General features: G+C 55.9%; 16 protein-coding genes. 12 read left to right on the forward strand and 4 right to left on the reverse strand.

Translation table 11 applies throughout. The features are described from left to right. Window positions 1-234 precede the first annotated feature (234 nt). Window positions 235-1,050, forward strand: coding sequence for a DNA-formamidopyrimidine glycosylase (gene mutM, locus IEW06_RS17260; protein WP_187731606.1), 816 nt, complete (start codon window positions 235-237; stop codon window positions 1,048-1,050). A 381-nt stretch (window positions 1,051-1,431) separates the two neighbouring features. After that, window positions 1,432-3,021: a carboxylesterase/lipase family protein gene (locus tag IEW06_RS17265; protein ID WP_187731605.1), complete on the forward strand. Its 1,590-nt coding sequence runs from the start codon at window positions 1,432-1,434 to the stop codon at window positions 3,019-3,021. 82 nt (window positions 3,022-3,103) lie between these two features. Here IEW06_RS17265 and IEW06_RS17270 read toward each other — a convergent pair whose 3' ends face one another. Next, complete coding sequence (locus IEW06_RS17270) at window positions 3,104-4,141, reverse strand: SDR family NAD(P)-dependent oxidoreductase (protein WP_188548651.1); 1,038 nt, start codon at window positions 4,139-4,141, stop codon at window positions 3,104-3,106. A 214-nt stretch (window positions 4,142-4,355) separates the two neighbouring features. Here IEW06_RS17270 and IEW06_RS17275 point away from each other — a divergent pair, with 214 nt between their 5' ends. Continuing rightward, complete coding sequence (locus tag IEW06_RS17275) at window positions 4,356-4,847, forward strand: hypothetical protein (protein WP_187731604.1); 492 nt, start codon at window positions 4,356-4,358, stop codon at window positions 4,845-4,847. A 90-nt stretch (window positions 4,848-4,937) separates the two neighbouring features. Here IEW06_RS17275 and IEW06_RS17280 read toward each other — a convergent pair whose 3' ends face one another. Continuing rightward, window positions 4,938-5,612 carry a DUF6624 domain-containing protein gene (locus IEW06_RS17280; RefSeq protein ID WP_187731603.1) on the reverse strand — a complete coding sequence of 225 codons (675 nt, stop codon included), beginning with the start codon at window positions 5,610-5,612 and terminating at the stop codon, window positions 4,938-4,940. 77 nt (window positions 5,613-5,689) lie between these two features. Then, on the reverse strand, window positions 5,690-6,460 hold the full coding sequence (locus IEW06_RS17285) for a sulfite exporter TauE/SafE family protein (RefSeq protein WP_187734289.1): 771 nt from the start codon (window positions 6,458-6,460) through the stop codon (window positions 5,690-5,692). Between the two features lie 208 nt (window positions 6,461-6,668). Between IEW06_RS17285 and IEW06_RS17290 the strand changes: the two genes are divergently transcribed. From IEW06_RS17290 to IEW06_RS17330, 9 genes are all read left to right on the forward strand, one after another. Further along, the gene (locus tag IEW06_RS17290; protein ID WP_223284465.1) at window positions 6,669-8,258 is read left to right on the forward strand and encodes an MDR family MFS transporter; all 1,590 of its coding nucleotides are present in this window, start codon (window positions 6,669-6,671) and stop codon (window positions 8,256-8,258) included. Between the two features lie 92 nt (window positions 8,259-8,350). Beyond that, entirely contained in the window at window positions 8,351-9,382 is a 1,032-nt protein-coding gene (locus tag IEW06_RS17295) for an LLM class flavin-dependent oxidoreductase (RefSeq protein WP_187731602.1), read from the forward strand. Between the two features lie 290 nt (window positions 9,383-9,672). Beyond that, entirely contained in the window at window positions 9,673-10,821 is a 1,149-nt protein-coding gene (locus IEW06_RS17300; protein WP_187731601.1) for a DUF4856 domain-containing protein, read from the forward strand. Window positions 10,822-10,906: 85 nt separating this feature from the next. Further along, the gene (locus tag IEW06_RS17305) at window positions 10,907-12,028 is read left to right on the forward strand and encodes an imelysin family protein (protein ID WP_188548652.1); all 1,122 of its coding nucleotides are present in this window, start codon (window positions 10,907-10,909) and stop codon (window positions 12,026-12,028) included. After that, on the forward strand, window positions 12,028-13,395 hold the full coding sequence (locus tag IEW06_RS17310; protein ID WP_188548653.1) for an HTTM domain-containing protein: 1,368 nt from the start codon (window positions 12,028-12,030) through the stop codon (window positions 13,393-13,395). The genes IEW06_RS17305 and IEW06_RS17310 overlap by 1 nt, the downstream gene beginning before the upstream one ends. Further along, entirely contained in the window at window positions 13,373-15,820 is a 2,448-nt protein-coding gene (locus IEW06_RS17315; RefSeq protein ID WP_188548654.1) for a TonB-dependent receptor domain-containing protein, read from the forward strand. Before IEW06_RS17310 ends, IEW06_RS17315 begins: the two co-directional genes overlap by 23 nt. A 76-nt stretch (window positions 15,821-15,896) precedes the next feature. Further along, the gene (locus IEW06_RS17320; RefSeq protein WP_262891925.1) at window positions 15,897-17,114 is read left to right on the forward strand and encodes a PepSY-associated TM helix domain-containing protein; all 1,218 of its coding nucleotides are present in this window, start codon (window positions 15,897-15,899) and stop codon (window positions 17,112-17,114) included. Window positions 17,115-17,241: 127 nt separating this feature from the next. Continuing rightward, the gene (locus IEW06_RS17325) at window positions 17,242-17,697 is read left to right on the forward strand and encodes an ankyrin repeat domain-containing protein (RefSeq protein WP_187731596.1); all 456 of its coding nucleotides are present in this window, start codon (window positions 17,242-17,244) and stop codon (window positions 17,695-17,697) included. 322 nt (window positions 17,698-18,019) lie between these two features. Next, complete coding sequence (locus IEW06_RS17330; protein ID WP_187731595.1) at window positions 18,020-18,493, forward strand: lipocalin-like domain-containing protein; 474 nt, start codon at window positions 18,020-18,022, stop codon at window positions 18,491-18,493. 158 nt (window positions 18,494-18,651) lie between these two features. On the opposite strand, the gene dnaB is transcribed toward IEW06_RS17330, so the two are convergent. After that, window positions 18,652-20,184, reverse strand: coding sequence for a replicative DNA helicase (gene dnaB, locus IEW06_RS17335; RefSeq protein ID WP_223284954.1), 1,533 nt, complete (start codon window positions 20,182-20,184; stop codon window positions 18,652-18,654). Window positions 20,185-20,608: the final 424 nt, after the last annotated feature.

The raw sequence follows: 20,608 nt of genomic DNA on the forward strand, positions 1-20,608 counted from the left end.
CCCTTCGAACGGTGTGGAGATGCATACTTGCGTCTCGTCGCTGCTGATGTTGTTTAGTAATGCCGGCCGTTCAACGCAGAGGCGCATATTATTGCGTCTCTGCTGCGTTAAAGCGCTTGCTATTGACTGAACTTCGGAGAGGGAATTTGGTTAGGAATACGGGATTAAACTTCCTTCTGAAAAATGCCCCCAAGGGCATTTTTCGATTCTTATTCTTCCTAAGCCGCTACCTCAGTGCCCGAACTACCCGAAGTAGAAACCTACCGTCGCTTTCTCGACGATATTATTCTCCATCAACCGATTACTGCGTTCGAAGTGCGTGACGCGCACGTGCTGGGCACCGACGAAGACACGCTACGCCAAGGCGTGGTCGGCCGGCAGGTAGCTGCCACTCGCCGCATCGGCAAAAACTGCTTTCTGGAGCTGAACGACGGTGCCGTACTGGCCCTGCACTTCGGCATGACCGGCGACGTAGGCGCCTACCGCGACGACCACGACGCGCCCCGCTTCACTCGCGTAGCCCTGCATTTGGCCGACGGCCTGCGCGTGGCTTTCATCGACCCTCGCAAGTTCGGGCGCATCCGTCTGGCTGCTAGCGTAGAAGCGTACCAAAAAGCCAAAAAGCTCGGCCCGGATGCCCTCGACGTCAGCGCCGATTATCTCAAGCAAGCCCTGGGGGGCAAAAAAACCATTCTCAAGCCCCTCCTTCTCGATCAGCGTATCACGGCGGGCTTGGGCAATTGGATTGTAGATGAAGTGTTGTTCCAGGCGAAGCTTCATCCCGAGCGAATTGCCAACTCGCTGACGGACAAAGAATTCAACGCCTTAAGTGTTGCCATTCAGCTGGTGCTGCAAACAGCCATTCAGCATGAGGCCACCTACCGCCACTTTCCGGCTTCTTTCCTCATTCACGCCCGCGAGTGGGACGACTCCGCCACGCCGGGCTCGGAGCTGCACAAGTTTTGCCCCCGCCACCCCAAAACGCTGATTGACAAAAGCTACGTGGGCGGACGAGCAACGTATGTGTGTCCGCGCTGCCAGGTTGTTTAGCTAAAAAAAGCCCCCCGGAACTGGTTTTGGGGGGCTTTTTTGTGGATGATTGGGAAGGCGTTGCTGCTGGCAACGATAAAATGAGGTTCCCGTGCATGATCCGGCCGCTCAACCCGTACCTTCCCAACGGCTACGGCCTGTGCTTCGGTCAGGCTCCAGAAAGGGCCATAAACTAACATTGCACATAGCGGTCGGCCATGAGGTGCCGAGGTACGCCACGGCATTCCAGAATTCCGATAGAAAAGTGGCGGTAGTCGTACTAATATGGCAGCGGCAAAAACAGGATTTCCTGCTTTAAGTAAAGCGCCAGGCTACTACGACCGTAAGCCAGACGTATTCCATTATGAACTAGTGCATAAAGAACCACACTCTCAACTACCTATGAAAACGATACTGCTGCTCACGCTCCTTGCTCTGGCAGGCTTGCCTACCGCTTTTGGTCAGGCGAAAAAGCCCACCACAGCCATCATATCCAACCGCGTGCAGACAGCGAATGGGTTGCTGGAAGGAGCCACCACGGCCAGCGGAATCCGTGAATTTAAGGGCGTGCCGTTTGCTGCGCCGCCCGTTGGAGAGTTGCGGTGGCGGGAGCCTCAACCGGTAAAAAGCTGGACAGGCGTGCGCCAAGCCAAAAAATTTGCCCCCCAGGCAATGCAATTGCCCATTTACAGCGACATGAACTTTCGCTCCGATGGGGTAAGCGAGGATTGTCTGTACCTGAATGTGTGGACGCCGGCCAAATCGGCGGCGGCGAAGCTACCGGTGCTGGTGTACTTCTACGGTGGCGGCTTTATTGCAGGCGACGGCTCGGAGCCGCGCTACGATGGCGAAAGCATGGCCCGGCGCGGTATCGTGGCCGTAACGGTAAACTACAGGCTGGGCATTTTCGGCTTTATGGCTCATCCGGAGCTATCCAAAGAATCACCGCACAAGGCATCCGGCAACTATGGTTTTCTGGACCAGAATGCGGCGTTGCGCTGGGTACAGCAGAATATTGCGGCCTTTGGCGGCGACCCTAATAAGGTAACCATTGCCGGAGAGTCGGCGGGCTCAATGTCGGTGAGCGCGCAGATGGCATCGCCCCTATCTAAAGCATTGTTTGCCAGAGCAATCGGCGAAAGCGGCTCTATGCTCAATACCAGCTTTGGGCCACTGCCTTTAGCCGAAGCCGAGAAAAACGGGGCTGCTTTTGCTGCCAGCATTGGGGCGGCTTCGCTGGCCGCTTTGCGGGCGTTGCCGGCCCAGCAGCTATTGGAAGCGGCCAGCAAGCCCGGCGTGCCGCGCTTCGCTCCTGCCATCGATGGCTACTTTTTCACCCAATTGCCCACGGCTACGTTTGCCGCTGGCCAGCAAGCGCGCGTGCCGTTGCTCGTGGGGTGGAACTCGCAGGAAATGAGCGCTCCTTTTCTGCTCGGAAAGGAGCCCGCCACGCCCGAAAACTTTCGGAGTGCGGTGCAGAAATTCTACGGTGAGCGCGCCGAGGAGGTGCTGAAGCTTTACCCGGCCACTACCGCGCAGGAAGCGGAACAGGCGGCCACCGACTTGGCCGGCGACCGATTTATTGCCTACAGCACCTGGAAATGGGCCGATATGCACGGCCAAACCGGTGGGCAGCCCGTGTATCGCTACCTCTACGCTCGCCCCCGCCCGGCCATGAACCCAACCGCAGGCAACGAGCCCGCCGCAAAGGGAGCCTCGCACTCCGCCGAGATTGAGTACGCCCTCGGCAACCTGGCCACCAACAAAGTGTACGCCTGGACGCCGGACGACTACAAAGTATCGGAAACGATGCAGAGCTATTTTGCCAACTTCATCAAAAACGGCAATCCGAATGGTAACGGATTGCCCACCTGGCCGGCCGCAAAAGCCGGCGGCAACGCGCAGGTTCTGCGCATCGACGTTACGACGAAAGCCGAACCCGAGCAGAATCGCGCCCGTTATCTGCTTCTTGATCAGATTTTTGGCAAATGACTCAGTTGCAAAAAAAGAGCAGAGTTATGATGTAGAGACGCAAGATGTTGCGTCTCTACATCTTAGCGCTATTTAATAATGGCTACTCATCACTCGTAAGCTCATTATTCTCCTTTTCAGCTTTGCGCGTGAGCGTTGTTACCCAGGAGCGGCTAACGGCTGATTCGCTTTCGTAGCCGTGGCGGCGCTCGTCGCCCAATTCGCCGTTTTCGCCCGGCAAGGCACGATTTACCAGGCTCAGCAGATCGGTGGTGGTGCCGGGAATCAGGCCGTGCAAACCCGCGAGCAGCTTGGCCGGCGTGCCAACTATCACTTCAGCATCGCCGCGGCGGCAGGCGCTCCAGATGCGGCGGGCGGCGGCTTCGGCATCCAGCGTCAGCACCGGCAGAGAGTCGGCCACGACGAAGGTGGCGTACTCTTCCTTGTGCTTGCCCTTCACAATGGCATGGCGGGCGCTGCCCGTACGCAGCAGGTTGGGGCAAATGGTAGTGACCAGAATGCCGTGCTGCTTCAGCTCAATGCGGAAGCTTTCGGAGAGGCCAACCAGCGCAAACTTGCTGGCGCAGTACGGGGCTAGGTGCGGAATCGGAACTTTGCCCCCCACGGAGGCTATGTTGATAATGCGGCCCTCACCCCGGCGGCGCATAGCCGGCAATACGGCCTGCATGGCGTGTAGCGGCGCCCAGAAGTGCGTGTCCATCGAATCCTGGTACTCGCGCAGCTCCATGTGGTCGAGGGGGCCGGCGGTGATGATGCCGGCATTGTTGATAAGCACATCGATAAAGCCCAGCTGCTCCTGCACCTCGGCAATGAGGGAACGAACGGCCTCCGGATCGGTGAGGTCGCGCTGCAAGGCTACTACTTCGGTGCCGCCGGCGGCCAACTCCTGGCGGGCGCGCTCCAACTCTTCGGCGTCGCGGGCACAGATGGCTACTTTGGCGCCTTCGGCTACGGCCTGGCGGGCCAGCACCAAGCCCAGTCCGCGCGAGCCACCCGTGATCAGGACCACGCGGCCCGCCAACTCGTATGAGCCGCGGCGGTTAGACCACAGCGCCGCAGCGGCTACCACGGCGCCCATGCCAGCCAAAGCCAGCCATTTAGGTTGATTTTTTTGCTTCATGCTTTCTAGTATGGAATGCCGCAGGAAAGGTTACGCTGGCTGGGGGGCTTTTTTTGCTTCACTCTGGCATAAATACCTGCTGGTTTGCGTTATAAGCCTGTTGCTCCTTTCTGGCACCATATTTACGTGCTGATAAGCTTGTTTCCAGCTCTAATTTTCTGACCCATCTTTGCACCGGGGGCCATTTTTCGGCTACCGATCTATACTTTCCGACATGAAGATTTCCTTTTTTTCTGCCTTCCTTCTCCTGACTCTGGCTCCAGGCCTTACGCAGGCCCAAACCGCCGCCAAGCCCAAAGCTGCCGCCTCAGCAGCTGCCAAACCGAAAGCGGCAGTTCCCGCCAAGCCAAGCGCCGCGGCCCCCACTCCCCCTGCCGATAAAGTGGAGGCCCGCGCCAAAGCGCTCACCGATAATATGCGCCAGGCGCTGGGCCTCACGCCGCCGCAAGTCGTAAAAGTGAATCAGATAAACCTGACCAGCGTGCGCAACGTGGAAACCGCCCGCCTGCGCTACCGCACCGACTTGCGAAAGCTAAACGGCATCGTGGAAGACATTGGCCAGTCGCGGCTGGCCGCGTTGAAAGACGTGTTGTCGCCGGAGCAGTTTAATCGCTATCAGCGCAAGCGCGAAGAGAAGATGGGCGTTCCGAACACAAGTGCCGCCCAAGGCAATCCGGTGCCCGGCCTGCCCAGCAATCAGGACTAAACACTTTCTTGCAAGCAAAAAAGCCCCCCAGAGAGTTTCTGGGGGGCTTTTTTATGCTTTGAATCTAGAACTATATATTTCAGAAGCACATCACTTCATTCCCGGCTTGAAAACCAGCGTTCCGGGCACGAGCTGGGGCAGCAGAGGCTCTAGCTGCACGGTTTCGCGGCGCTCATCGACCTGCGAAAGGTCCTCAATGGGCAGCAGATAGCTTTCTTCCCGACCATTCGATAATACCCGGATAGCGTATTGAGTACCATAGCGTTGCGGCTTCCCCTGATACCCAAGCATCCGATCCAGATACGTCGCATAATCAGCTCCGGAGAGCTCCCCGCGCTCGTAAGAAGCCTGAATTTTAGACTGGTAGCTAACCTGAATCTGTTCCGGCGAATGCTGGATTAACAGATAGGCGTATCCTACGCCTTCGGCCCCTACCTGGCTTTTCTGTGGCCAGCCATAGCGTTTTTCAAGTGCCAAAAACTCCCGCAAGCGCACTGAATCCTGGTGTTCCATCTGGCGGCGGACAGTAGCGAACTGAGTTGAGCCCGGACCGTATTGACGCAGCGTAGTCATAAACTCCTGCCTGTCTTGCTGATCGGCGGCGCCTAATTGCGTGAGCCGTAACCGATACGTGCGAGCCGAGGCTGAATCAATAGCACCAGCGCTACCCATTTGTGATTGTACGGCATCAGAGGCGGTGGAAGTGTTATCACAGCCAACCAATAATAATGTTCCCAGAATCAGAGGATAGAATCGAAGAATCATAGATGTTTTTGCCAAGATAAGGCGCACTAATGTTGATGACAGCGAATTGATGCTGAGGTTCTTAAGCAAATCTGAGATTAAGCTGCGTGGCCAAACGTATCGTACGCCAGCTTCAAAATGATGCCGCAGACGACCACCAGAAACAGCACGCGCACGAAGCCAGTACCTTGCTTTAAAGCCATGCGGGCCCCGAGCGTAGAGCCCAGCATATTGCAGGCGGCCATGGGCAGGGCAATGTGATAGAGAATCTGGTCGGTGAAGGCAAAGTAAAGCAGACTGGTGAGGTTGGTGGCCACGTTCACCAGTTTGGCCGAAGCCGAAGCGGTGAGAAAGTCGTAGCCAAACAGCCCCACGAAGGCAAACAGCAGCAAACTGCCCGTACCGGGGCCAAAAAAACCGTCGTAGAAACCCAGAATCGCGCCTACCAGCACGCCGTAGAGCGTTTCGCGGCTGGGCGTAAGACGCGGGGCGTGAATTGCACCAAAATCTTTGCGCCAGAACGTATACGCGGCAATCACAACCAACAAGCCCAGCACCAACGGCCGCAGCAGCTCGCTGGGCAGCAGACTTACCACCCGTGCGCCGGCGAAAGAAAACAAGCCGGCCGTAATTGCTGCCGCGCCCACGCTGCGCCACTGCATAGGCACCCGCCCCGAGTAGCGCCACAGAGCCGTGGCCGTGCCCGCCAACGATGACACTTTCCCCGTTCCGAATACAACAGGCACGGGCACGCCTTTGAGCAGCAGCAACATAGCCGGCAGCTGAATCAGGCCGCCGCCGCCCACCATCGAATCCACGAAACCAGCCAGAAAGGCAAAAAAACACAGTAAGGCCAGGGTGAGCGTCATCTGGGGGGCTTTTTTGAATAATGCCGGCGAAGGTAGTTTGCTGGGTTGGCTGTTTCTTATTTATCCAAAACATTTGTGGCGTGAGCACGCTCTGCTTCATGTATTGTGGCAACTTTAGAGTTGAATTTCCGATCATATCCGGCGGCAGTTGCTGCCTGATTCCAACTAAGCGCCGGATACCGCGTACCTCAGTCCGACCCGTTTGAATATGACTGACTCGCTTACCCAACGCACCAAGCTGATGACTTTGGCCGGTGTGCTGCTGGCCCTTTTCCTGGGCTCCCTCGACCAAACCATTGTGGCCACAGCCCTGCCGCGCATCGTGGGCGACCTGCACGGCCTCGATCGTTTTACGTGGGTTGCTACCGCTTACTTAGTGGCCAGCACAGCCCTGGTGCCCATTTATGGCAAGCTGGCCGATATGTACTCGCGGCGCACCATTGAGGTCACGGCTGTTCTGGTGTTCTTGTTTGGCTCGGCATTGTGCGGACTGGCGGGCGAATTCGGCACCTTGCCCCTACTCGGCGATGGTATGAGTCAGCTGATCATCTTCCGGGCCATTCAGGGTCTTGGCGGAGCCGGACTGTTTGCCATGGCCTTCATCATCATTGCTGACTTATTTCCGCCCGCCGAACGCGGTAAGTACCAGGGCTTTGTGGGAGCCACGTTTGGCTTATCGTCGGTGCTGGGACCCTTTCTGGGGGGCCTTTTAACCGACCACGGCGACGGACTGCTGCCGGGCGTAGAAGGCTGGCGCCTGGTTTTTTATGTCAACATCCCGCTGGGGGCCCTGGCCTTGTGGTTTATCCTGTCCCGGATGCCAGCCTTACGCCCCCGTGGGGAGCAGCAGCCCCTCGACTATCTGGCCGCCATACTGCTGATGCTGGGACTAGGGCCGTTGGTAATAGCGTTGCAGCTGAATAAAGCCGTGTACGGCTGGACCTCGCCGACTACGCTGGGCCTTTTTGCCTTGGCCCTGGCGGCGCTTACGCTGTTCGTGGTTCGGTCACGCCGCGCCGCCAACCCCATTCTCGACTTCTCGCTGTTCGACAATAAGGTGTTTCGGACGGCCAATCTGGCGCTGTTTCTCCTCGGGGGGGCTTTTTTGAGCATTATTATTTTCGAACCCTTATTCATGGTGAACGTGCTGGGCACGACCGCTACGCAGGCGGGAGTTAGCCTTATTCCGCTCTCGTTGGGAGTAGTAACAGGCTCCATGCTGGCGGGCCAAATGGTGTCGCGCTTCGGCCACTACAAGCGCTGGATGCTGGGCGGCGGCGTAGTGCTGATGATCGGGCTAGGTCTGCTGGCCAACATGTCCGCCGACGTAACTTACTATCAGGTAGTGTTTTACGTCGTACTCTGCGGCTTAGGGCTTGGGCCTAGCATGCCGCTTTATACGCTGGCGGTACAGAATGCCATCGAGCCCCGTTTGCTGGGTCAGGCAACATCGGCCAGCCAGTTTTTCCGGCAGATTGGCGGCGCTATTGCCGCGGCTGGGCTCGGCGCGATACTTACCTTCAATTTAGCTCAGTCGTTGCCTGCCACGCTTGCCGGGCCGGCCACATCTACAGAGGTAAGCGTCACGGAAGGACCCAGTTTACCCCCCGGCCTGGCTGAGGTTGCCGGCAATTCTACACCGGCTGTTCGGGCAGCCTTTACGCACTCTATTTCCCGTATCTATCTCTGTACCTTATTATTGGTAATGGCTGGGTGGGTAGCAACATTGTTTATTCCAGAGTTGCCGCTGCGCAAGAGCAACGCCATCAGCCAACCCGTGGCCGTAGCCGCCGAGTAGCTGCGCAGCAGGCCAACCAAACGGTATAGACTGAACATGATGAGTCGCCTTGGGGTTATAGCATCCGTTACAAGGCTATACAAACTCGCATCATGACCAATACACTTCGCCTCAGCGTCCTCGACCAGTCTCCCGTTCGGCAGGGCGGCACGGCCCGCCAGGCGCTTGAAGAAACGATACAGCTCGCTCGCCTCACCGATCAACTGGGCTACACCCGCTTCTGGGTGTCGGAGCATCATAATACCGGTACGCTGGCCGGCTCAACTCCCGAGGTTCTTTTAGGACGCTTGGGGGCTGAAACTCAGCATATTCGCTTGGGCTCCGGTGGTGTAATGCTGCCCCACTATAGCGCCTTGAAGGTGGCCGAAAACTTTCGCCTGCTCGAAACGCTTTACCCCGGCCGCATTGACTTAGGTATTGGCCGCGCGCCCGGCACCGACCGCCTCACGGCCCATGTGCTTAATTCCCAAAACACCTTCCGCGATGAAGATTTTGTAGACCAGCTCATGGATCTGCGGGGTTTCCTGCGCGATGAGGTAACACCTAACACCGTTCATGAAAAAGTGAAGGCCGCGCCTTTTGCTACCACCATGCCGGAGCTGTGGCTGCTCAGCTCCAGCGGGCAAAGCGGGCTGTTTGCGGCGCATTTGGGAGCTTCGTTCTCGTTTGCCCATTTCATCAATCCCGTCGGAGGCCCTGACATGGTGCGGCTGTACAAGGAGCGTTTCCGGCCGTCGGATGAGTTGGCCGCGCCGCGTGCTACGGTGGCCCTTTTCGTGCTGTGCGCCGATACGGAAGCAAAAGCCACCGAACTGGCAGAATCGCTGGCCCTACAAATGCTGAAGCTCGAAACCGGCGACCGAACCTCTATCGGTTCTTACGATACCGTGCGCGATTACCCGCTTACGCCCGAGCTGCGTGCTCGTCTCACGTATCATCGGCAGCGCATGGTAAGCGGCACACCCGAGCAAGTACACGCCCAACTTACCGCACTGGCCGCATCTTATGGAGTAGAGGAAATTACCGCCGTAACCATCACCTACGACTTTGCTGACAGGCTGCGTTCCTATGAATTGCTGGCCGAAGTATTTGAGTTGGCGCCCGTAGCGCAGGCTGTTGTTTAGCAGGTAGAGCCCAACCGATCCTTGGGGGGCATTTTTTGGTGATTGTTTAAAGGGCAGCTGTTCAGCCAACTGGCTGCCCCTTCATATATGCCCCGTTAAGCCAATACTCAGCATTTTCTCCTTGAGTAGCTCAACTGGAGAACTCGGTTCGCTGCTTGTTAATCAATTGCTTTTCGGGATTAGCATCTCACTCTTTAGAAAATTTCTAAAAAAGGGATGGCTATTTATAAGCATTCCAGATAACACCTCTATATTTGCAGCATCAAATCCTAACCTGTACCTTACCTAACATGTCGTTTAAATACGCTGCCGCAGTAGTCGCCCTAGCTTTTGGCTTTACTGCTTGTGACAAAAATGAAAACGAAACGGCGCCAGCCTTGCGGACAAGCATTGATGCTGCTACGCTAACCTCTAGTTCTAAATACACCGAGTCATTCAAGGATGCCAGCGGGCAATCGACCGTTGACCTAGGCACCGCAGCAGTGCGCCTGGATATGTTCTCGGAGCTGAATACCTATATGGCCAAGGTGGCCGTAGCTGCGCCAGCTACTCCCTCCACTCTGGATGCCGCTACCCTGCGCAACTATTACAGCAATACGGGCGCCCCATTTTCGGCAGCGGCCCTAAACTCCTCAGGGGTGCAGCTGCGCACTGCTACGGCCGCCTCTTTCCCCACAACCAACGCCGAGGCAGTCCGCACTTATATTGATAATAATCTGGCCGCTTTAGCGGTGGCTAGCCAGTCGGTGAACAATACGGCCACACCCGGCAACGCCGGTCGCCTTGGCCGCTACCTGGTTGATGGTAAAGGGGTTGAGGTAAATCAGGTGATTCAGAAGGCACTAATCGGAGCCTTGCTGCTTGATCAGATCGACAACGTATTGCTGACCGACCAGGCGCTGAACGCCAACAACAGCAAGACCGTTGAGGGCAAGCCCTACACGGAACTGGAACACAACTGGGACATGGCCTACGGCTACATGACCACCAATGCCATTATGGTCACTGACATCAACGTCACGCCGCGGGAGCGTTTCCTGGCCGGCTACCTGAATGAGAAAAACGGCCCGGCCTCGCCCGGCGTATATATGGCTTTCCTGAAAGGCCGCGCCGCCATTGTCAACAACGACAAGGCTACGCTGAAGGCCCAGGCCGACCTAATCCGCACGGAGCTCGAAAAGACCATTGCCTTGTCGGCAGTTTCTTACCTGAACAACTGGAAGAGCTTACCCGATCTGCCTGCCAAAGCCCATGCCCTCGGCGAAGGACTCGGCTTTATCTATTCCCTGCGCTTCTGCACGAAATACGGGGCCGACGCGGCCTTCTCCGATGGCCTGCTCAATGGCTTGCTGTCCGGCAGCCAGGGTGCCTGGAGCCTGACCAATGCCCAGGCCGATGTCGCTATCAATGCCATTAAGTCAAAGTTTAGCATTCAATAGTCTTAGGTCCGCCCGCTAGCGGACTACAACTACCGCCCTGATCAGCAAGCTGTTCAGGGCGGTTTTGGCAATAATAACCGGTCCAATGAAAAAGACGCTCATTTCCGCTCTCTCCATCCTGCTTATGGCCTTGGTGATGCTCAGCTGCCAGAAAGACCCCAGCAGCGGCACCCCGGAACCTAACCCCGGCACCACGCCCGACCGCAAAGCCCTACTCACCCAGTGGGCCGACAGCTTGGTAAAACCTGGCTACCAGCGCTTCAACGATAAGTTGGCGGCCCTGAAAACCAAGACGACCGCTTTCACGGCCGCGCCCACTACGGCCACCCTGCTGGACGCCCGTCAGGCCTGGCAGCAAGCTTATGTGGAATGGCAGAAAGTAGAAATGTTTGAGTTTGGCCCCGCCGAAACCGTGAGCCTGCGCAACCACTTCAACATCTACCCCACCGATGCCGTCGGCATCCGCCAGAACATCAGCTCCGGCACGTACAACTTCGACCTGGCCACGGCCATTCCCCAGCAAGGCTTTCCGGCTTTGGACTATCTGCTCAACGGCCTGGCCGCCGATGACGCGGCCATCGTGCAGCAGTACGTAGCCTCCGCCAATCACCGCCGCTACCTCACGGATGTGGTGGCCAAAATGGATGAGAAGTTCGGCAAGGTGTACGGAGAGTGGAATGGCTCTTACCGCAACACCTTCATCAACAACGTCGGCACCGACGCCAGCAGCTCCCTGTCGCGGGTAATCAATGCCTACTCTCTGTATTTTGAGCGCTACCTGCGGGCGGGCAAAGTAGGTATCCCGGCCGGTACGATGACGGGTAACCCCGCCCCCGATAAGATTGAAGCGTATTATTTCCGTGGAGAGCTGCCCGTGCAGCTAGCTGCCACGGCCCACGCGGCGGTTCAACTGTTTTTCAACGGCCGTAGTGCCAGTCAGCCTTCCCTGAAAGCTTACCTCAATGCGCTGGGGGCCAAAGACAGCCGCACCAACCAGACCCTGAGCGACTTGGTTAACGCTCAGCTCGGCGTATCATACCAGAAGCTAAGCTCCCTGAGCCCCGACCTGTACGCCACCATCCGCACCCGCAATGCCGACGCGGTAGCCGCGTATAATGAGATGCAGAAGGCTGTCCGCATGATCAAAGTAGATATGACCTCGGCGCTGGGTATCACCGTTACTTACGTCGACAACGACGGCGACTAATGCTGGATCGCCACCTGCAGCGCTACTTGCATACCTACACCTCAGCGGCTCCGCTGGCTACGTTCCGGTTGGCTTTTGGCCTGCTGGTACTGGCCAGCGTAGTTCGTTTCTGGAGTAAGGGTTGGATTGCGGAGCTGTATCTGAAGCCCAAGTTTTTCTTTTCCTATTATGGCTTTGAGTGGATAAAGCCCCTGGGGCCGCTTACGTATGGGCTTTTTGCGGTGTGTGGCCTGTGCGCCTTGCTCGTAGCCGTGGGCTGGTGGTACCGCGCGGCGGCCATCGGGCTGTTTCTGAGCTTTACTTACATAGAGCTCATGGACAAAAGCACTTATCTGAACCACTACTATTTTGTGAGTCTGGTGGCCCTGCTGCTTATGGTGCTGCCGGCGGGCTGCTACTTTTCCCTGGATGCCCGCCTTCACCCCCGCCGATGGCACGACCAGGTGCCCCGCTGGACCGTGGATGCTCTGCGGCTGCTATTGGGCATCGTGTATTTCTATGCTGGTTTGGCCAAGCTCAACTCCGATTGGCTGCTTGAGGCCATGCCGTTGCGCATCTGGCTGCCCGCCAAAAACGACCTGCCCCTGCTCGGCTTTCTGTTCAGCTACCCCTGGGTGGCCTACGCTTTCAGTTGGTTTGGTGCTTTCTACGACCTGACAGTGCCGTTTTTTCTGCTCAACCGCTTCACCCGGCCCTACGCCTACGCGGCCGTGGTCGTGTTTCATGTGCTTACGGCCGTGCTTTTTCCCATTGGCATGTTTCCGTACGTGATGATAGTGGCGGCCCTGATTTTTTTCCCGGCTGCAGCGCACGAGCGGGCTTTGCGGTTCCTGAGCCGCGTGCTGCGCTTACCCACTTTTGCCCCCCGCGCCGCTGCGCCGCTGGTGTACCGACCGGTGGCCCGCCAACTTCTTCTTCTGGGGTTGGGGGGCTTTTTTGTGGTGCAGTTGCTCTTGCCGTTTCGCTATCTGCTTTATCCCAATGAACTATTCTGGACCGAGGAAGGCTACCGTTTTTCGTGGCGGGTAATGCTTATGGAGAAAATGGGGCAAGTGCAGTTTAAAGTCGTGGACAGCGCCACGGGCCGGGCCCGCTTGGTGAACAACGATGAGCATCTGAGCGTGTTGCAGGAAAAAATGCTGTCTACCCAGCCCGACATGATGGTGCAGTTTGCTCACTACCTGCGCGACTATTACGCCCGCCAGGGCGTTCGCCGCCCCCAGGTGTACGCCGACGCCTACGTGAGCCTGAACGGACGGCTGGGCAAATCTTATGTCGACTCCACCGTAGACTTGGCCCGCGAAACCGATACTTGGCGGCCCAAGCCTTGGATTTTACCTTTTGATGATGCGATTAGCGGTTTATAGTTTTTGGCTGCTCGTGGTTAGCGTGCTGTTCCAGCATCCTGCCCTGGCCCAACGCCTCACGCTCAGCGGCCTAGTGCGGGAAGCCAGCACCGGCCAGCCCGTGGCGGGCTGCGAAGTGTACCTGAAAGGCTCCCGCCAGATTGCCCGCACCGACAGTGCCGGCTTGTTTACAGTTCCTAACCTGGCACCGGGCCGTCAGCAGTTGCAGCTCTCCTCCATCAGCCACGAGCCGCTCAGAGTGGAAGTAAGCCTGACGGAAAACTTGGGCCGTCAGGAGTTTACCTTGGCGCGCCGCGAGCGGACCCTGAAAGAAGTAGTAGTATCTGCCCCCCAGAGCCGGTTTGGGCAAACTCGGCTGCGGGAAGTGGAGGGAACGGCCATTTTCGCGGCCAAAAAGTCGGAAGTGATTATCCCCGATAACCTGGTGGCTAACCTGGCTACCAACAATGCTCGGCAGGTGTACGCGCGCGTGGCGGGTCTCAACATCTGGGAAAATGACCAAGGTGGCCTGCAATTAAGTATCGGAGGGCGCGGCCTCGACCCCAACCGCACGGCCAACTTTAACGTGCGCCAGAACGGCTACGACATCTCGGCTGATGCCTTGGGCTACCCCGAAAGCTATTATACGCCGCCCATCGAGGCCATCAAGCGTATTCAGTTGGTGCGCGGAGCGGCTTCTTTGCAATACGGTACTCAGTTCGGAGGCCTAATCAACTTTGAGTTGCGCGCTCCTGAGACTGACAAGACTGTAGCCATTACGTCGCGGCAAACTGTGGGTTCCTACGGTTTTTTTAACTCCTTCAACAGCGTGAGCGGCACGGTAAAGAAGCTGAGCTACTACACTTTTGCCCAGTACAAGCGCGGCGATGGATGGCGGCCCAACTCCAACTTCGACAGCAAAACCGCCTACGCCGACCTGCGCTACCAGTTCACCGAAAACTTCAAGGTGGGCGCTCAAGTAACACACATGGACTACTTGGCACAGCAACCCGGCGGCCTGAGCGATCAGCAGTTTGCCCGCGACCCGCGCCAGTCGAACCGGGAGCGGAACTGGTTTGAGGTGAACTGGAACCTGTTCAACGTCTCGGCTGACTGGAAGCTGAACCAGCGCGCCAACCTCAACCTGACCACCTTCGGCCTGCTAGCCACGCGCAAGTCCTTGGGTTTTCGGCCCAACCGTGTCGACACCAAAGATGATAACGAGCTGGGCCGCGACCTGATTACTGGCGACTTCCGCAACGTTGGTCTTGAAGCTCGCTACCTCAACCGCTACACTCTGGGGGGCAAAAATGGCGTGCTTCTGCTGGGCACGCGCTACTACCGGGGCTATAATCATAGCGTTCAGGGCTTCGGCCCCGCCGGCCGAGGCGCCGATTTTCGCTTCGTGGAGCCCGACGCGCTTTCCACTTCCAGCTACTCCGACTACCGCTTTCCCAACCACAACGTCGCCCTCTTCGCCGAGAACATTCTGTACCTCAACGACCAGGTTTCGATTACGCCCGGCTTGCGCTTCGAGTATATCCGCACCCGCGCCAACGGCTTTTATGGCGTAGTCGACCGGGATTTGGCCGGCAATATTTCGGAAGTAACGCGCCAGGATGAGCAGCGCACCAGCCCGCGCGGCTTCCTGCTGGGAGGCGTCGGGGTGAGCTACAAACCCCAGGAAGAGCACGAGTTTTACGCCAATATCTCGCAGAACTACCGCTCCATCACCTTCAGCGACATGCGCATCGCCAACCCCTCGGCCGTCATCGACCCCAACCTCCAGGATGAGCGCGGATTCTCGGCCGACGCCGGCCTGCGCGGGGAGCAAGGCCAGTGGCTCACCTACGACGTGAGCCTGTTTGCCCTGAACTACGGCAACCGCATTGGCGAAGTGCAGACCTACGATGAGAACGACCGGGTGCTGCGCCGCCGCGGCAACATTGGCCGCGCCCTGATTCTGGGTGTAGAGTCCTATGCCGAGGCCGATGTGCTGCGCCTGTGGCAGCCCCAGGCCGGTCAGTGGTCGTGGTCGACATTTGGCAACGTAGCCCTAATTCACGGCCGCTACACGGCCAGCGAAATAGCTGGCGTAAAGGGCAACCAGGTAGAGTTTGTGCCAAACCTAAACCTAAAAGCCGGCACGCGAGCGGGCTACGGCCCCCTAAAAGCATCCTTTCAGTACACCTACCTTTCCGACCAGTTCACGGATGCCACCAATGCCACAGACGGTGGCGTTTCGGCCGTGGTCGGCCGCATTCCGGCTTATCAAGTCATGGATGCCTCTGTGTCATGGGAGCATCGTTGGCTGAAACTGGAGGGCAGCGTGAACAATCTGACCAATAACATTTACTTTACCCGCCGCGCCACTGGCTACCCCGGCCCCGGTATTCTTCCCTCCGACGGCCGCAGTTACTTCCTCACCGTGGGAGTAAAGTGGTAAATAATTGTGGCGCAATTGATTATTTTTCAACTAAAGAGCGACATGACTCCCCTTAAACAAATTTAAGGCTACCATAATGAAAATCTTCTTCCGCACAATTCACCTATACTTGAGTCTTGCATCCGGCTTGGTTATAGCGGTGCTCTGCTTCACAGGGGCGGTTCTGGTTTTTGAAAAAGAGCTGGAGCAGGCCTGGCACCCAGAGCGCTACTTTGTTGAGGCGCCCACCATCCAGACTCGCCTTTCGCTTCAGCAAATAACCCAGGCAGTGCAAGCCTCGGTGCCTCAGGCCAAGGTAACGGGCATGAAGGTGTACGCCGACCCTTTGCGTACGGTGGAAGTGAGCTTGGCTGGCGACAAATCGGACAAGAAAAGCCCCCCAGTGGCGCAAGCAGGCCCGGCTGGTAATGCTAAAGGAGCAAAAGCAGGCGAAAAACCAAAAGGTGGCGGTGAAGGCGGAGGTAGCCCCAAATACTTTGTCAATCCATACTCCGGGCAGGTTGTGGGCCCTTATGTTTACCGCGACACGTTTTTCTACACCATGTTTGCCCTGCACCGGGGCATGGTGGCCGGTGCGGTTGGCAAGTTCATAGTGGGCGTGAGCACCTTGTTTTTCCTGTTTATCATCGGTACTGGCTTGGTCCTATGGTGGCCTGCAACGGGGAAGGTACTACGTCAGCGCCTTTCCGTAAAGTGGGATGCCAGTTGGAAGCGCCTCAACCATGATCTGCACATCGTGCTCGGGTTTTATAGCGCGCTATTCCTGTTTGTATTCGCTTTTACGGGCCTGGCCTGGTCCTTTGAGTGGTTTAATAAAGGCATTTTCACACTCACCAATTCGGAGATGAAAGGCCCCGAGCCACCAAAGTCAGTAGTCGCCGCCACCGATTCGCGCCTCACGTATGATGCTGCCTATGCAATAGCGCGTCAGCGGGTGCCTACGGCCCAAAACTTCAGCATTCAGCTCCCCAAGGACTCCACCGAGTCGGTGCGCATAGCTATGTTGCCGGTAAATGCCCCCCACGAGTCAGCCAATGATGAACTATACCTGGATCAGTATACCGGCCAGGTTTTGGGCAAGCTCGACTTCCAGGATCGTAATTTAGGGCAACGTGTACGCCGCTCCTTTAAGCCCGTGCATACGGGGGCCATTTTTGGGATGCCTTCCAAAATCATTGCCTTAATAGTATGCGTGTTGGGCGTTACATTCCCGATTACCGGCGTTATTCTTTGGCTTAACCGGTTACAAAAGGAGAAAAAGAAGAAGCAAAAGCATCTGGCCGCAGCCAGCTAAGAGGCTTCCATTCAAAGAGGACTCATATGTTGCTGCTACCATTTAATTTGGTAAAAGAGGGTATTGATAGAAAGAACGTGATATTGTACTTTTACGCAATATCACGTTCACTTTACCACCCTTTTGTATGAAAAAGATTGCCTTCCTTTGCTTGTTATTTATGTGCTTAGCATATGTTTCAGCAGCTCAGGATAAAAGCAAGGAGTTATATACGGCGGTTTTAAAAAGCAACACCGCCGCTGTCGAATCCCTGTTAAAAGCAGGAGCCGACCCCAATCACGTTATCGAAATTGTTCCTGGTTTTCCTACTAGTTATCTGATTACAGCGGCTACAAATAATAATGTATCTATCGTAAAATCGCTGCTTCAGTACAAAGCAAAAATCAATTGGCGTGATGCTTTTCAGGCAACTGCACTTCACTATGCGGCCGGAAAAGGCAGTAAAGAGCTCATTGAGCTACTGTTAGCCGGTGGTGCCGACCTGCAGGCAAAAGATGAAGACGGAAACACAGCCCTTACCAGCGCTAAGGCTGCCAACAATAAAGAGGTAGTCACGCTACTCGAGGCGAAGACTAAATCATAATATTGTTATATAGGCCATATAAGCCTGCTAAAGCTACCCATGTGTGAGGCTTTAGCAGGCTTTCTTATTCATCAGCTTTCTGAGCCTAAATATATATTAACAAAATGCAATTGACATAATTTTATAGGTGCGTTTTAGCCTGCTTTTGGTGGTGTATACAAAAGGGGTATCTATATTTGTAGCCAGGATACATGAGTAATTACACTTCTTCAAGGTAATTCAACTGCTCTTCACTCTTCTAGCGCTTCTGCGCATCCCCCTAAATTCATAGCTATACGGTCTATTTCTACGCGTTCATTTCTATCCACCATTCTCTCTTTTCATGACCAAAGTACGTCTGCTTACGGCCCTTTCGTTGGGCACCATGCTGTTTGCCTCTTGCGAAAAGCAGCTAGAAGAATCTCCCACTCCCCGCGCTTCATCCCAGTCTTCGACGGATGCTTCCTTGGCCGGTGATTGGCAGCTAGTAGCCTACAAAGGCATCGTGCCAACCCCAAACAACGTTAGAACCACCAATATCTTCATGATGCTAGATGAGTGCAGCAAGGATAACAAGCTGCATTTTGAAGCAACGGGTGAATTGACGGAGCTGGAAGGCGCTAATGTTTGCGATAAAGATTCTAAAACGCCAGCCAAGCCAGGCACTTGGGCTCTTAGCACCGACAAGAAAGCGCTAACGCTCAACTTGGGTGAAGCCAAAGAATACCAGGTTACTTCGCTGTCTGCTTCTTCGCTTAAGTTGCGTAGCGTAGCCAAAGCTGGTGAGCCTTACACCGAACTAGAGTACACGCGCTAATATCAGCCTGCATACTTCTTATAAAAGCGGCGGCTCCTGATCAGGAGCCGCCGCTTTTATGTAATAAGCAACCTAGGCTCAAAAACGGAGTGCTCCATACTTAGCCTACAGTAGACTAAGTATGGAGCACTCCGTTTTTTTATGTCGTGAGCTGTTTGTTAAAACGGCGGGTCGTCATTCCCGAAATTACTTTTGGGGAAAGGCACCGGGCTGGCACCGTCGTTAATTTTACTTCCCAGGCGTATGGTATTAGGCGCAAAGCTGCTAGGATCCTCGTCGAAGGTGCTGGCGGGGAACGCACCGGTGTTGAAGCTTCCTGCATCGCCACCGAAGCCTACCCCATCCAAGTCGGCAAACTTGGTGAAGCGGCCGATAAACTTGAGCTGTACGGTTTCAAGGGAGCCATTCCGGTGCTTGGCAATAATTACTTCGCCGGTGCCTTGGGTGGGGTTACCCATTTCATCCTCTGTAATCTTGTAGTACTCAGGGCGATAGAGGAACACAACCATGTCAGCGTCCTGCTCAATGGAGCCAGATTCGCGAAGGTCACTAAGCTGCGGCTTCTTGTCGCCGCCGCGCGTTTCCACGGAGCGGGAGAGCTGGGAAAGGGCCAATACGGGTACGTTCAGTTCCTTGGCAATACCTTTCAGCGCCCGCGAGATGGAGGCAATTTCCTGTTCACGGTTGCCGGCGCCCTTGCCGCCATCGGTGTTGCCACTCATCAACTGCAGATAGTCAATGATGATCATCTGAATGTCGTGGTGGGCCTTTAGGCGGCGGCATTTGGTGCGAAGCTCCCGGATGCTGAGTGCAGGCGTATCGTCAATAAAGATGGGCGCGCTCGACAGCGAGGAAATCTTATGGTTAAGCTGCGCCCACTCATAATCTGCCAGATTGCCCTTCTTGATTTTCTCAGAATCAAGCTCCGCTTCTGCCGAAATCAGACGATTGACGAGCTGTAAAGAGGACATTTCCAGCGAGAAAATGGCCACCGGCTTCTTGAAATCGACGGCCGCATTGCGCATGGCGGAAACCACGAACGCGGTTTTACCCATACCAGGCCGGGCCGCAATAATAACTAAGTCAGAGGGTTGCCAGCCGCTGGTTACGCGGTCGAGGGCCGAGAAGCCGCTGGGCACGCCGGTAAGGCCATCCTTCTGATTTTTCTTCTCTTCCAGCTCTTTGATTGCCTTGCCCATCAGGCTGCGCATATCATCGAAGTTCTTGCGGATGTTGGACTCCGAAACCTCAAACAGGGCTTGTTCCGTCTGATCTAGGAGGTTGAATACGTCGGTAGTATCCTCGAAAGCATCGCGGTGAATGGTGGAAGCGATATTAATCAGCTCCCGCTTAATGGCATTCTCGGTGATAATGCGCGCGTGGTACTCGATATTCGCCGCCGAGTTAACCTTGAATGTGAGGTTGGCAACGTAGTGATGGCCGCCGGCTGGCTCCAGCTCACCCATCTCCCGCAGCTCATGCACCACGGTGAGAATGTCGATGGGCTCCGACTTATCAAACAGGTTCAGAATAGCCTTGAAAATGCGCTGGTGTTTATCATCGTAGAAGCTCACGGGCTTCAGGATGTCAATAACGGTAGTCAGCGCGTCTTTTTCGAGCATCAAAGCGCCGAGCACTGCGGCCTCTAGCTCACGGGCCTGGGGGGGCAATTTGCCCGCCGGTCCGGTCATGGATAAAGCGGCAGGACGGCCATTCAGGGCAGCGATGCCCCGGGAGGCCTGCAACTTTACGCGCTCATTCATCTGGTCGTTCATCACTGGGTGTTGTACAAGGTAGTCAGCTTTGGAAGGTTTTGGTTCGCAACCCTCAGGATTTATTGTTGCTCACCTTCGCACTGCCAACCGTCTTTTTATGCTCAAAGGGGTGCAAATCTAGGGGCATATTTTCAGAATTAGCAGGGGGAAAAGTGCTTTCTTTTTGCTATCTGATCTAAAGTAAAAATTATGGCATTCACCCTTGTAACAGTTGAGATGCTCGTTCGTCCCGGCACGAGCCAAGTACTGGGCCCACCGAGCATCAACTTCTGCGTTGGGCTAGTAACTTTGCCAACCGGCTTGGCTTTCCGCCGATTTATTCTTGCTTGTTTCTTCAAAA

It is taken from the genome of Hymenobacter qilianensis, from assembly GCF_014638675.1.
In the GTDB taxonomy this organism is placed as follows: Bacteria; Bacteroidota; Bacteroidia; order Cytophagales; family Hymenobacteraceae; genus Hymenobacter; species Hymenobacter qilianensis.